The organism is Sphingomonas sp. DG1-23 (genome assembly GCF_030730875.1).
GTDB lineage: Bacteria > Pseudomonadota > Alphaproteobacteria > Sphingomonadales > Sphingomonadaceae > Sphingomonas.
In genome coordinates, this window is sequence record NZ_JAVAMA010000004.1 from 126,709 (window position 1) to 139,792 (window position 13,084).

The window sequence follows — 13,084 nt, forward strand, 5'->3', positions numbered from 1 at the left end:
CCGTCCGATCAGCGCAAGTTGAAGCGGATGCCGACGCGGAACTGGCGGCCGAGCATGTCCGAGTAAGTGGTGTTCGCGGCCATGCCGGTTTCGGGGACCAGCAGCGGCCAGCGATTGAACAGGTTCGTGACGTTGAAGAACATCTCCGCTTCCGAACTGCTGCTGACCGCGATCTTCTGGGTCAGATTGATGTCGGCATAGAAGAGCCCCGAGACGCGATTATTGTCATAGGTCGGGAATTGCGAGGTCGAGAGCGGGCAGCCGCTGGTGCATTCGATGCCGTTGGCGACATATTTGCCCGAGCTGACGCCGCGGCCGACCACCGTCGCCGAGAAGGTCGGCGTCTCGTAGGTCGCGCTGCCGCGGAAGATCCAGGTCGGGGTGCTGGCCTGGCCGCCATTCGCGCCGACGGTATTGACCGGCACGACTCCCGCGATGCCGGTGTCGGACAGATTCTCGATATAGCGCGTCGCGACGCCCTTGATCGTGAGCGCGTCCGCGCCGAGCGGGATGCGATAGGCCGCGTCGAAATCGATGCCGCGCACCAGCTTGCGGGCGAAGTTGAACGGCTGGCTGCGGATCAGCAGATAGGGCACGCGCGGCGGCCCCGCCTGGGTGCGGACCGGGTCTTCGGTGATCGCGGCACAATATTCCGCAATGCCTTCGTCGCAGCGATTGACGATCTCCTGGGCGCTGATCGAGTCGATCGCATCTTCGAGGTCGATGCGGAAATAATCGACCGAGGCCGTGAAGCCCGGCAGGAAGCGCGGCGAGATCACCGCGCCGATGTTCCACGAATTGGCCTTTTCCGGCCGCAGATTGGGATTGCCGGTGGTCAGGCCCGAATAGCCGAAGGTCGCCGGACCGTTCAGGCCGTCGGTGGTGTAGGCGGGGTTGCGCACCGAATCGCTGTTGGCGGTGCCGGCCTGGTAGAGCTCGTTGAGGTTGGGCGCGCGGATGTCGCGCGACCGCGTCACGCGGAAACGGATGTCCTCGATCGGCGCCCAGGTCGCACCCAGCTTCCACGTGGTGACATAGCCCGAGTTCGAATAGTCGGTCGCGCGTACCGCGCCGTTGAATTCGAGGCCGAGGCCGAGCGGAATCACCGTTTCGAGATAGGCTTCCTTGACGCTGTATTCGCCGGTGAAGGGAAGATAGTTGCCGACCGACCATGCGTTGCTGGTGGTGCCGTTCGGATTGATGACCGGCTGATATTCGGTCGGCACGCTGCCGCGGATCTTCTCCTTGCGCGCCTCGCCGCCGAAGGCGATGCTGACGTCGCCCGCCCAGGTGGCGAACGGCGTGACCGCCCAGTTGGTGCCGACGACGAATTGCTCGAGCACCTGATCGCGATAGGGATCGCCGAGCACATAATCGATCGCCGCCTGGCTGGCGACGCCCACGCCGAGGCGATTGAGCGGCACGCAGTTCGGATCGTTGTTGGTCGTGCTCGCGTCGAGGTTGATCAAGCACTGGATAGAGCCGACCGCATAGCCGCCGGCATTGCCCGCCGGCGCGAATGCCGCGGCGGTGGCGTTGGTCATGCGCGCGAGATGCATAATGTCGCGCAGCTGTTCGCGCAGCTGCGAGCGGCCATATTGGGCATAGACGCCCCAATGCCCGGCGCGGCCGAACGCGTCGAAATTGCCGTCGGCGCCGATGACGTAGCGCTGGACCTTGCGCTCGTTGTTGATGCCGCGGAACGGCAGGTCGGCGGCAGTGGTCGCCACGGTGACGCTGGTGATGCCGGCCAGCCGCGCCGCGCCGAGCGTCTGCAGGGCGAAGGCGTTGCAGGTCACCGGAACCGGGACGGTGGTGCAGCCGGTGGTGTTGTAGGTGATGCCGGTCGACAGGTTGGGACCCGCGTTGAAATAGACTTTCTGGCGGTTGTACGATCCCTCGGCGAAGACCTCGACGCCGTCTGCGACTTCGTAGCTCAGCCGGCCGAACACGCCCCAGCGGTCGTCTTCGGGCATCAGGCCGATGCGGCGGCCCGAATCATTGACCTGCCACGAGCCGCCCTGGGTGAGGCTGGGCGCCGCGGAGCCGGTCGGCGAGGGGAAGGTCAGCCCGCCATAGGTGTAGTTGAGCACCTGGCCGCCCTGGCCGAAATAGAGGCCGCGCAGCCGATTGGCGGCGCCGCCGGCCGAGCCGGTGATCAGGCCGCCGGGGGCCGAGTTCGCCGCGCCGATCTGGCGCTGGGTGGTGATGAATTGCGGCGTGGTGCTGGTCGCGGCGACGAAGTTCGGATCCTGGATGCGCACATAGCCGGTATGGTTCCACGGGCGATCGTTCGGATTGACTTCGAAGATGCCGTCCTGATGCGCGATCTCGGCATTGAACAGGAAATGGCCGCGCCCGCCGGCGAACGACTTGCCGCCCGCGATGCTGCCCGAATAATTGAAGCCGTCGCCGGCGCTGGTGACGCCGGTATCGGCCTGGACCTTCAGCCCTTCGAACTTCTTGTTGAGCACGAAATTGACCACGCCCGAGACCGCGTCCGAGCCATAAGCCGACGACGCGCCGCCGGTGACGACCTCGACGCGATCGACCAGCGCCTGCGGGATCGTGTTGATGTCGACCCAGCCGTAGATGGTCGAGCCGACCGAGCGGCGCCCGTCGAGCAGGATCAGCACGCGGCCTTCGCCGAGATTGCGCATGTTGAGCGCGTTGATGCCAGCCGAGCCGTTCGACAGATTGAGGCGCGAATTGGCCGGCTTGGTCGAGCCGGCGAGCTGCGGCAGCTGATTGACGAAGTCGGCGATGTTGTTCGACGGCGACGTGTTCTGAATGTCTTCCTGGGTCAGCACGGTCAGCGGCGTCGGGGCCTGGAAGCCGTCGCGGATGATGCGGGTGCCGGTGACGACGAGCTCGTCTTCCCTGGCTTCGGGCGCGGCCGGCGGGGTCTCCTGCACGGTCGCGGTGCCGGTGCCTTCGGTCTGGGCTGCGGCGGGCAAAGCCGTGAGCGAGGCAAGGGCCAGCGCGGCCATGCTGGAGAAAGTGGCAAGATCCGATTGCCGGCGTGGATTCGTCATTTTACCCCCCTGATGGGATGAACCTTCGGGACCGGCGAACCGGCCTGCGCGAATGCCCTCCGCGGCAACGCACCGCACACTCTCTGCAGCCTCTGTGCGGGCCGCATGGGATCGTGCCGGAAGCGAAGGTGCGCCGCGGTTTCGCGCAGCGTCAACCGGCCGCGGGCTTCTATACGTTCACCACGCCATAGCCGCAGACTATGGCTGCCAGCCATAACTTCGCTCTATGGGCGGCGAAGCGCTTGCCATGCGACGCGACGCCGCGCGGCGCTAGCTTGCCGCCACCGCCCACCGCCAGGATGATTGCCGATGCTCGCCCGCCGCTCCTTCCTGCTCGGCTCGGTTGCGACCCTCGCGCTGGCGCCGGCCGCCGCCGCACGGCTGCAGCGCGCGCCCGCCGAGGCGAGGGTTCGCGGCCTCGATGCGCCGATCCATATCGTCGACGATGCGTTCGGCGTGCCGCATGTCCGCGCGGCATCGATCGCCGACGCCTTTTTCGGGCAGGGCTATGTCGTCGCGCGCGACCGGCTGTTCCAGATCGACCTGTCGCACCGGCGCGAGATGGGGCGGCTGGCGGAGGTGTTCGGCGCGGACTTCGCGAAGCACGACGCGACCGCGCGGCTGTTCCATTATCGCGGCGACCTCGATGCGGAGTTGCGCGACGTGCCGGCGCATCTGCTCGCCTGTGCGCGGGCTTATGTCGCGGGGATCAACGCGCGGATCGACGAAGTGCTGGCGGATCGCAGCTTGCTGCCGCTCGAATATGCCATTCTCGGCGTGGCGCCGCTGCATTGGGACCTGCGCGACCTCGTGCTGGCGCGCGGCGCGTCGATCGACAATGCCGATGACGAAGTTCGGCGGGCGCAGCTCGCCGCGCTCGGGTTGCTCGATCTCGATGCGATCGTCGCGCCGCTGCGGCCGAGCTGGACGATGGCGGTGCCCGAGGGGCTCGACGCGGCGGCGGTGTCGGCGGCCGATCTGGGGATGCTCCGGCTGGGCGGACTGCCGTTCGGGCCCGAGACCCCGGTCGCCGATCCCGCCGCCGGGCCGGCCGAACGCGCCAATGCGGGCAGCAATGCCTGGACGATCGCGCCGTCGCGCAGCGCGACCGGGCGGCCGATCCTCGCCAACGATCCGCATCTCGGCATCGGCGGCTTCGGCCCGCGCCACGTCGCGCATCTGAGCGCGCCGGGGCTCGACGTGATCGGCGGCGGATCGCCGGGGCTGCCGGGGATCATGCAGGGGCATACCGACCGCTTCGCGTTCGGGCGTACCAATTTCCATATCGACCAGCTCGATCTGTTCGTGCTCGAGCTGCATCCCGACGATCCCGAACGCTACCGGCATGACGGGGAGTGGAAGCGTTTCCGCCGGGTCGAGGCGGCGATCCCGGTCAAGGGCACGGCGCCCTATGTCGTGCCGCTGCGCTATTCGGTGCAGGGGCCGGTGGTGTCGCACGATCCGGCGCGGCGGCGGGCCACCGCGGTTTCATCGATCGGGATGCAGCCGGGCGGTCACGGATCGTTCGCGATGATCGCGATCAATCTGGCGAAGGACTGGAAGAGCCTGCGGAAGGCGTTCGCCTTCCACCCGTCGCCGACCAATTTCCATTATGCCGATATGGACGGGAATATCGGCTGGCAGGTGATCGGCTTCGCGCCTGTGCGCAAGAAAGGCGAGGGGCTGCTGCCGGTGCCGGGCGACGGGCGCTACGACTGGACGGGGATGCGCAACTTTTCGGCGCTGCCGAGCGAATATAACCCGGCCAAGGGCTGGTTTGCCTCGGCCAACCAGAACAATCTTCCCGCTGACTGGCCGCGCGACCGCATCCCGGCTTTCTCGTTCCGCGATCCCTATCGCTACGCGCGGATCGCGGAGGTGTTGGCGGCGCAGCCGCGGCACGGCCTGGCGGACAGCGTCGCGCTGCATCACGATACCTTCTCGGCGCCGGCAAGCCAGCTGATCGCATTGGTGTCGGCGCGTCCGGGGCCGGCGGCGGCGATGCTGCGCGGCTGGAATGCGCGGATCGACGGGGAGAGCGGCGCGGCGGCATTGTTCGAGATGGTCTGGCGCGATCTCGGCAAAAGGATGCTCGCGGCGATCGTCCCCGCGCGGGCGAAGCATCTCGTCACCGAGATCGCGCCCTCGGTGCTGCTCGGGCTGCTCGCCACGCCCGACGCGCGGCTCGGCGCCGATCCGGCGGGCGCGCGCGACGCGATGCTCGATGCGGCATTGGCCGCGGGCTGGGGCTCGGCGCGCGAGTTGCTGGGGCCCGATCCGGCGAAGTGGCGCTGGGACAAGCTGCACCAGGTGCGGATCCAGCATCCCTTGTCGCGCATCCCGGCGATCGCCGCGGCGTTCCCGCCGATCGAGGGCCGCGGATCGGGCGGCGACGGCTATACGGTGATGGCGCGCTGGCTGGGCGCGGGGCCGGGCTGGCGGACCGGCGGCGGGGCGAGCTATCTCCAGGTGATCGACGTCGGCGCGTGGGACAATTCGCTGATGCTCAACCTGCCGGGCCAGTCGAACGACCCGCGCTCGCCGCATTATCGCGATCAGTACGAACCGTGGAGCGAAGGGCGGATGCTGCCGATGCTGTTCAGCAAGGCGGCAGTCGATGCACGCGCGGCAGGGCGGACAAGGTTGGTGCCCGAGCCAAAATAATCCTTCCTCGCGAAGCGGGGGAGGGGGACCAGCGAAGCTGGTGGAGGGGGCATCTCCGTAAGCGTTCGCTCGCGGCCAGGCCCCCTCCGTCACGCTACGCGTGCCACCTCCCCCGCTTCGCGAGGGAGGATTTTATTCTCACCCGTGCAGATTGAGCAGCGAATCCATCAGGCCGTCCTCGGCGCTCGAGCAGACGCCGAGCACCACCGCCTCGTCGCAGCCTTCGCCGGTGACATAGGCATGGCCCATGTTCGAATCGATGTAGATCGATTCGCCTGCCTCGAGCGTCACCGGATCGTAGAATTCGGTATGGACGACGATGCGGCCGCTGACGATGTAGATGAATTCCTCGCCCGAATGGTGGACGAGATCGCCGAATTCCTCGACCGATTTGGCGCGAACCCGGGTGATCACCGGGATCATCCGCTTCCGGCGCAGCTCGGTGCAGAGATAATAATAATCGTAATTGGCGGTGTTCACCCGCACCGCGCGCTCGAGATCGCCGATGCTGCGCCGCGCGGTGACCGGCGGCTCGGCGACCGAATCATTCTCGGCGAACAGCTCGGACATGCGGATGTTGAGCCGCTGGCTGAGCTGGAGCAATTTGTCGTAGGTCAGGGTCAGACGGTCGTGCTCGACCTTGGACAGAGTCGAGACCGGAATGCCGCTCTTCACGCTCATCTCCTTGAGCGTCCAGCTGTTTCGGCTGCGCAGCGCACGCAGCAGCGCACCCAGCGTCGGTTGCTCGGGCTTCAGCCGCGTGGCCATTCATTACCTCGGTTTGACATTTTTCCGAACAGGATCATTATGTCTCAATCAGGCGTAACTGGTTCATTCGGGATATAGCCTAACCGCAGACGCAAACCGGCGCAATCACATGCCGGGGCGGATGCGAGCGACAGAGGGGATTAGCGCGATGTGGAAACGTTCGCTTACGGTGCTCGCGGCAGGGTTGCTCGGCATCGCCGTCGGAGTGCCGGCCTTCACCCAGGCGCCCGCGCCGCTCACTCCGGTGCCGCAAGCGCCGGCGGCCGTGGTTCCGGCGACTCCGACGGGAGTCGGCGCGCTGAACAAGGCCGACGCCGATGCGTGGCTCGACGGGTTCATGCCCTATGCGCTCGCCCGCGGCGACGTCGCCGGCGCAGTGGTGGTGATCGTCAAGGACGGCCAGGTGCTCACCCAGCGCGGCTTCGGCTATGCCGATGTCGCGAAGCGCAAGCAGGTCGATCCGGCGACGACGCTGTTCCGCCCGGGCTCGGTCTCCAAGCTCTATACCTGGACCGCGGTGATGCAGCAGGTCGAGGCGGGCAAATTGAACCTCGACGCCGACGTCAACCAATATCTCGATTTCAAGATACCTGCTTATGAAGGCAAGCCGGTCACGCTGCGCAACATCATGACGCACACCGCCGGTTTCGAGGAGATCATCAAGGGGCTGCTGAGCTTCGACAAGCCAGTCCCCAGCCTCGGCGACGTGGTCAAGCGCCGCATTCCCGAGCGGATCTATGCCCCCGGCACCACCCCGGCCTATTCGAACTACGCGACCGCGCTCGCCGGCTATATCGTCGAGCGCGTCTCGGGCATGTCGTTCGACGATTATGTCGACCGCAACATCTTCGGCCGGCTGGGCATGCAATATTCGACCTTCCGCCAGCCGCTGCCGGCGCGGCTCAAGCCGTTCATGTCGCAAGGCTATGAGCTCGGTTCGGGCGACGCACAGAAGTACGAAGAGATCGGCATGGCGCCGGCGGGCTCCGCGGCGATCAGCGGCGGCGACATGGCGAAGTTCATGATCGCGCATCTGAACAAGGGCGGACCGCTGCTCAGCCCCGCGACCGCGGCGCAGATGTACGCCCCCCAGCATAGCGATATCCCGGCGATCAATGGCATGGCGCTGGGCTTTTACGAGCAGCGGATCAATGGGCGCCGCTCGATCTCGCATGGCGGCGACACGGTCTATTTCCACAGCGACTTGTGGATCTTCCCCGAAGACAATGTCGGGCTCTACGTCTCGATGAACAGCAACGGCAAGGACGGCGTCGCCCGGGTCCTGCGCGGCCGGCTGTTCGAGGAATTCGCCGACCGTTACCTGCCCGATGCCAACAAGAAGCCGCCGGTCGAGCTGCCGACCGCGAAGGAGCATGCGAAGCTGCTCGTCGGCACCTGGACCAACAGCCGGCGGATCGATTCGAGTTTCGCCAAGGTGATCGGCCTGATCGGCGACACCAAGGTGAGCCTCGACAAGGATGGCCGTCCGGTGATCCCGGCGCTGACCAGCCCCGGCGGCGCGCCGCGCAAGCTGATCGAGGTCGAGCCCTTCGTCTGGCAGGACGCCTATGGCCATGAGCGGCTCGCCGCGCAGGTGGTCGACGGCAAGGTCGTGCGCTGGAGCTTCGGCGAGGTCTCGCCGTTCATGGTCTGGTATCGCACCCCGGGCGCGCTCGACAGCGCGTGGCTGATGCCCGCTTTGCTGTTCGGCGTGGGCGTGGTGTTGCTCACCGCATTGTCGTGGCCGGTCGGCTGGTTCACCCGGCGTCGCTATGGCGCGCAGCTCGCGCTGCAAGGCGAGAGCCTGCGCACGTTCCGCGCGGTCCGCGGCTTTGCGTGGCTGACGCTCGCGGCCCTGGTCGGCTGGATGATCGTCATCACCGGGCTCGAGGATTTCGAGAGTCACGGCTCGACCGACGGGCTGATCCTGCTGGTCCAGATCCTCGGCACGCTCGCATTCTTCGGATTGTTCGGGCTGTCGGTCTGGAACGCGTGGCTGACCTGGAAGGAGAAGCGCAGCTGGTTCGCGCGAGTATGGAGCGTGCTGCTGGTGCTCGCGGCGTTCTTCATCCTCTGGATGGCGCTGGCTTACAGGCTGGTCGGCTTCGGCACCGAGTTCTGAGGACATGGTGATGCGTCTCTCGGTCGACCTGGCGGTGGAACGGCTTGCTTTCGCGAAGCCGTTCCGGATTTCGGGCCACGTCTTCACCGAAAGTCCGGTGGTGGTCGTCACGCTCTGTGACGGCCTCCACACCGGGCGGGGCGAGGCGAGCGGCGTCTATTATCTGAACGACGATGTGGACGCGATGACCGCGGCGCTGGAGACGGTGCGCGAGGGGCTGGCCGGAGGGATGAGCCGCACCGAGCTCCAGCAGGCGCTCCCGCCCGGCGGCGCGCGCAACGCCGCGGATTGCGCGCTGTGGGAACTGGAGGCGAAGCGCAGCGATACGCCGGCATGGAAGCTGGCGGGGCTGCCCGAGCCGAAGCCCTTGCTCACCACCTTCACGCTCGGCGCCGACGATCCCGCGGCGATGGCGGAGGGAGCCCTGGCCTATCGCGACGCCCGCGCGCTCAAGCTCAAGCTCACCGGCGATCTCGACCTCGACAGCGCCCGGATCCGCGCAGTGCGTGCGGCGCGCGGCGATTGCTGGATCGGCGTCGATGCCAATCAGGGCTTCGAGATCGGCGAGCTGGACCGATTGGTCGCCGTGCTGGTCGAGGCGCGGATCGCCTTGCTCGAACAGCCGCTCGCACGCGGACGCGAGGCCGATCTCGACGGCTATGATTCGCCGATCCCGATCGCGGCGGACGAGAGCGCGCTGAGCCTCGCCGATATGGACGGGCTCGTCGGCCGCTTCGAGACGGTCAACATCAAGCTCGACAAATGCGGCGGCCTCACCGAGGCAGTCGCGATCGCGCGGCGCGCGCGGCTGCTCGGCCTCGACGTGATGGTCGGCAACATGGTCGGATCGAGCCTCGCAATGGCGCCGGCGTTCCTGCTCGGCCAGCTCTGCGACGTGGTCGATCTCGACGGCCCGACTTTCCTCGCCGCCGATCGCCGGCCCGGCATTCGCTACGAGGACGGCTACATCCATTGTCCCGATGACGTGTGGGGGCATCGCGCCCTGTGCCCGGCAAGCGCGTAACGCAACATTGTTGCAATAATAGTTGACTCTTCTCTGATCAGGATAATAGCATCCTGATCAGATAAACGCTCAGGGAGAGCGGCAATGCCATCATTGCCCCAGGTCTCGCGTCGCCGCCTGCTCGGCGGCGCGGCTGCCGTCGCGGCCGCGGGATTCCCGATGGTCAATAAAGGCCAGTTTCGGCTGTCCGCCGCCTCGCCGGTCAGCTATTCGCGCCGCGCAGTGGATCTGGTGCGGTCCTCGCTGGTCATCGACATGCTCGAGGTCATCAAGATCGACGATCGCCCGCAATTCTATGGCGCGGCGATGACCGCGCAGGACGAGGCTGATTTCCGCGCCTGCGGGATCACCGGCTTCCACCATTCGATCGGCATCATGGGCCCCAATGCGCGCGAGGAGACGCTGACCTTCCTCGCGCTGAGCCAGGGCTATGTCGGGCGCGCTTCGCATCTGTTCACTCTGGTCGACAAGGCGGCGGATCTCGATCGCGCCAAGAAAGACGGCAAGATCGCGGTGATCCTCGGGCTGCAGAACAGCGAGCATTTCCGCACCGTCGACGACGTCAAACTGTTTCACCAGATCGGCCAGCGCTGCTCGCAGTTGACCTATAACAGCCAGAATCTGATCGGTTCGGGATCGACCGAGCGTGTCGATGGCGGGGTGACCGATTTCGGCGCGGAGATCGTCAAGGCGATGAACGCCGTCGGCATGCTGGTCGACGTCTCGCATTGCGGCGATCGCACCACGCTCGATGCGATCGCGCTCTCCGCCAAACCGATCGCGATCACCCACAGCAATTGCCGGGCCTTGGTGAACCACCCGCGGCTCAAGACCGACGAGGCGATCAAGGCGATGGCGGCCAAGGGCGGGGTGATGGGCGTGACCGGCGTCCGCATGTTCGTCAGCGCGCAGGAGCCGACCGCGGTGCCGCAGATCGCCGACCATATCGACCATGTCGTCAAGCTCGTCGGGATCGAGCATGTCGGGATCGGATCGGATGCCGATCTCAACGGCTATGAGGACATGCCGGCCGACCTGTATGCGCAGCTCAAGGCCGCATATAAAGCGAGCTACGCGTTTCGCGAGAAGATCGATGTCGATGGCTATGACCATCCGCGCAAGATCTACGACCTCACCGAAGAACTGATCCGGCGCAACTATTCGGACGCCAATATCGCCGCCGTGCTGGGCGGCAATTTCCGTCGGCTGCTGGGGGAAATCTGGGGCGGCTGACTTTGGGACTCGAGGGGAGAAAAAAGATGAACCGGTTCGCCTTGTCCGTACGCACCCTGCTGGCGGTTTCGACCGCCGCGGGCGCGCTGGCCTTTTCCGCGAGCGCGCAGGCGCAGGAGGCGCCGCCCGTCGCGCGCAGCGACGACGAAATCGTCGTCACGGCGCAGAAGCGCGAGCAGAACCTCCAGGACGTGCCGATCTCGATCAGCGTGGTCAGTGGCGATGCGATGAAGGAGCAGGGCGCCGCCTCGCTCACCGATTATGCCGGCTATGTCCCCGGGCTGCAGGTGTCGACCACCGGCACGCCGGGGCAGACCACGATCACCCTGCGCGGCGTCGCCCCGCTCACCGCCAGCCAGACCGTCGGCATCTATCTCGACGACGCGCCGGTGGGATCGAGCGCGATCTACAATCGCGGCGGGCAATTCTCGCTCGATCTGCTGCCATACGACATCGAGCGGGTCGAAGTGCTGCGCGGGCCGCAGGGGACGCTCTACGGCGCCAGCTCGATCGGCGGGCTGCTCAAATATGTCACGGTGACGCCGAGCACCTCCACCTTCAGCGTCCGCGGCGGCGTCGAGGGCTTCGGGATCAACGGGGCGGGGGATCTCGGCTGGGCCGGGCAGACGATGTTCAATGCGCCTTTGGTGGAGGGCAAGCTCGGCGTCACCGGCAGCTTTGCGTGGCGCAAGACCCCGGGCTTCGTGAACAGCGTCAACAATGCCGGGCTGACCGACCAGAATGATTACGAGCAGATCGGCGGGCGGGTCGCATTGCTGTGGCAGGCGAGCGATCGGTTCAGCGCGCGGCTGACCGCGATCTACCAGGATCTCGATTCGGACGGGAACGGGATCTACGCCGCCGATCTGACCGGCAAGCGGCTCGGCGACGGCAAGTCGTACAACAATTATGTGCCCGAGGCCTTCAAGACCGAGCTGCAATATTATGCCGCGACGCTCGATTATGATTTCGGCGGGGTGACTGCGACTTCGGTCACCACCCACAGCACGACGCATGCCACCCAGCTGCAGGACGCCAGCTATGCGTTCGGCGTGCTGTTCCCCTTGCTCACCGGTGGCGCGGTAGCCGCGGGCATCACGCCGTTCGAGATCAATCTGGGGCTGCGCAAATGGACGCAGGAAGTCCGCCTCGCTTCGCCGAGCGGCGGCAGCTTCGAATGGCTGGTGGGCGGCTTCTACACCGACGAGAAGAGCTCGAACACGCAGCTGGTCCGCTCGTACGACATGGCGGGGAACATCATCCCCGCGCTCGATCCGCTGGCGACGGTGGGGCTGCCGGCGACCTACAAGGAATATGCGGTGTTCGGCAACGCGACGCTCCGGTTCGGCGAGCGCTTCGAGATCACCGGCGGGGTGCGCTGGGCGCGCAACGAGCAGACCTTCCGCCAGATCAGCTCGGGGGCGATCGTGCCGCAGGCGGACGACCCCGGCGAATCGCAGGAAGACGTGGTGACGTGGAGCGTCAGCCCGCAATTCCATGTGAGCGACGACGCGATGCTCTATGGCCGGGTCGCCACCGGCTATCGACCCGGTGGGCCCAACGTCATCGTTCCCAACGTGCCGCCGAGCGTCGATTCGGACACGCTGACCAATTACGAGATCGGCTTCAAGGCGGACCTGGCGGGCCGCGCGGTGTCGATCGACGTGGCCGCTTTCTACATGGACTGGAAGGACATCCAGGTGACGCGCGCGTTCGGGGGCGTCTCGGGCCAGGCCAATGGCGGCGCGGCGGCGAGCAAGGGCATCGAGGGCTCGCTTTATATCCGGCCAACGAGCGGGCTGACCCTGTCGCTGACCGGCTCGTATACCGATGCGAAATTGAGCGAGGACGTGCCCGAGATCAGCGGCGAGGATGGCGACCAGCTTCCCGGCGTGCCCAAGTTCAGCGGCGCGGCGCGGCTCGATTATCATGCCGAGCTGGGCGGCGATCTCAGCGCCGATTTCGGCGCGGGCGTGCGGCATGCCAGCAGCCGGCTGTCGCTGGTCGAGAGCGATCCGCTGACCGCGCGGGCGACCGCCTATACCGCGGTCGATCTCAACGCATCGCTCAACATCGGCGAGCATTGGAAGCTCCGCGCCTATGCGCGCAACCTGCTCGACGATGACGGCGAATTGTCGCGCTCGACGCTGACCGACGGGCTCAACCAGCCGAGCTTCCTCGCGATCACGCCGCTCCAGCCGCGCACGATCGGCCTCGCCTTCGATCTCTCGTTCTGAC

General features: G+C 66.5%; 7 protein-coding genes. 5 read left to right on the forward strand and 2 right to left on the reverse strand.

Annotated features, from left to right (window positions below; translation table 11 throughout):
- Nucleotides 1–8 precede the first annotated feature (8 nt).
- Nucleotides 9–3,035 (reverse strand): TonB-dependent siderophore receptor, encoded by a 3,027-nt coding sequence (locus Q9Q95_RS08220; protein ID WP_306095843.1) that lies wholly within the window; start codon nt 3,033–3,035, stop codon nt 9–11.
- Nucleotides 3,036–3,344: 309 nt separating this feature from the next.
- Between Q9Q95_RS08220 and Q9Q95_RS08225 the strand changes: the two genes are divergently transcribed.
- A complete protein-coding gene (locus tag Q9Q95_RS08225; protein WP_306095845.1) occupies nt 3,345–5,699 on the forward strand; it encodes a penicillin acylase family protein in 2,355 nt (784 codons plus the stop codon).
- A gap of 138 nt (nt 5,700–5,837) precedes the next feature.
- Here the strand turns inward: Q9Q95_RS08225 and Q9Q95_RS08230 are convergent, their stop codons facing one another.
- Nucleotides 5,838–6,467 (reverse strand): helix-turn-helix domain-containing protein, encoded by a 630-nt coding sequence (locus tag Q9Q95_RS08230; RefSeq protein ID WP_306095847.1) that lies wholly within the window; start codon nt 6,465–6,467, stop codon nt 5,838–5,840.
- Nucleotides 6,468–6,615: 148 nt separating this feature from the next.
- Here Q9Q95_RS08230 and Q9Q95_RS08235 point away from each other — a divergent pair, with 148 nt between their 5' ends.
- The 4 genes from Q9Q95_RS08235 (at nt 6,616) to Q9Q95_RS08250 (ending at nt 13,083) form a co-directional block, all read left to right on the forward strand.
- Complete coding sequence (locus Q9Q95_RS08235; RefSeq protein WP_306095849.1) at nt 6,616–8,589, forward strand: serine hydrolase; 1,974 nt, start codon at nt 6,616–6,618, stop codon at nt 8,587–8,589.
- A gap of 4 nt (nt 8,590–8,593) precedes the next feature.
- The gene (locus Q9Q95_RS08240) at nt 8,594–9,613 is read left to right on the forward strand and encodes a dipeptide epimerase (RefSeq protein ID WP_306095851.1); all 1,020 of its coding nucleotides are present in this window, start codon (nt 8,594–8,596) and stop codon (nt 9,611–9,613) included.
- Between the two features lie 84 nt (nt 9,614–9,697).
- Nucleotides 9,698–10,846, forward strand: a complete 1,149-nt coding sequence (locus Q9Q95_RS08245; RefSeq protein ID WP_306095853.1) for a dipeptidase — start codon at nt 9,698–9,700, stop codon at nt 10,844–10,846.
- Nucleotides 10,847–10,872: 26 nt separating this feature from the next.
- Nucleotides 10,873–13,083 carry a TonB-dependent receptor gene (locus Q9Q95_RS08250; protein ID WP_306095854.1) on the forward strand — a complete coding sequence of 737 codons (2,211 nt, stop codon included), beginning with the start codon at nt 10,873–10,875 and terminating at the stop codon, nt 13,081–13,083.
- The last annotated feature ends 1 nt before the right edge of the window (nt 13,084 follow it).

What these genes read in the sequence shown, in the direction of transcription:
- Q9Q95_RS08220 (WP_306095843.1), bottom strand. Translation starts at nt 3,035, where the DNA reads ATGACGAATCCACGCCGGCAATCGGATCTTGCCACTTTCTCCAGCATG.
- Q9Q95_RS08225 (WP_306095845.1), top strand. Translation starts at nt 3,345, where the DNA reads ATGCTCGCCCGCCGCTCCTTCCTGCTCGGCTCGGTTGCGACCCTCGCG.
- Q9Q95_RS08230 (WP_306095847.1), bottom strand. Translation starts at nt 6,467, where the DNA reads ATGGCCACGCGGCTGAAGCCCGAGCAACCGACGCTGGGTGCGCTGCTG.
- Q9Q95_RS08235 (WP_306095849.1), top strand. Translation starts at nt 6,616, where the DNA reads ATGTGGAAACGTTCGCTTACGGTGCTCGCGGCAGGGTTGCTCGGCATC.
- Q9Q95_RS08240 (WP_306095851.1), top strand. Translation starts at nt 8,594, where the DNA reads ATGGTGATGCGTCTCTCGGTCGACCTGGCGGTGGAACGGCTTGCTTTC.
- Q9Q95_RS08245 (WP_306095853.1), top strand. Translation starts at nt 9,698, where the DNA reads ATGCCATCATTGCCCCAGGTCTCGCGTCGCCGCCTGCTCGGCGGCGCG.
- Q9Q95_RS08250 (WP_306095854.1), top strand. Translation starts at nt 10,873, where the DNA reads ATGAACCGGTTCGCCTTGTCCGTACGCACCCTGCTGGCGGTTTCGACC.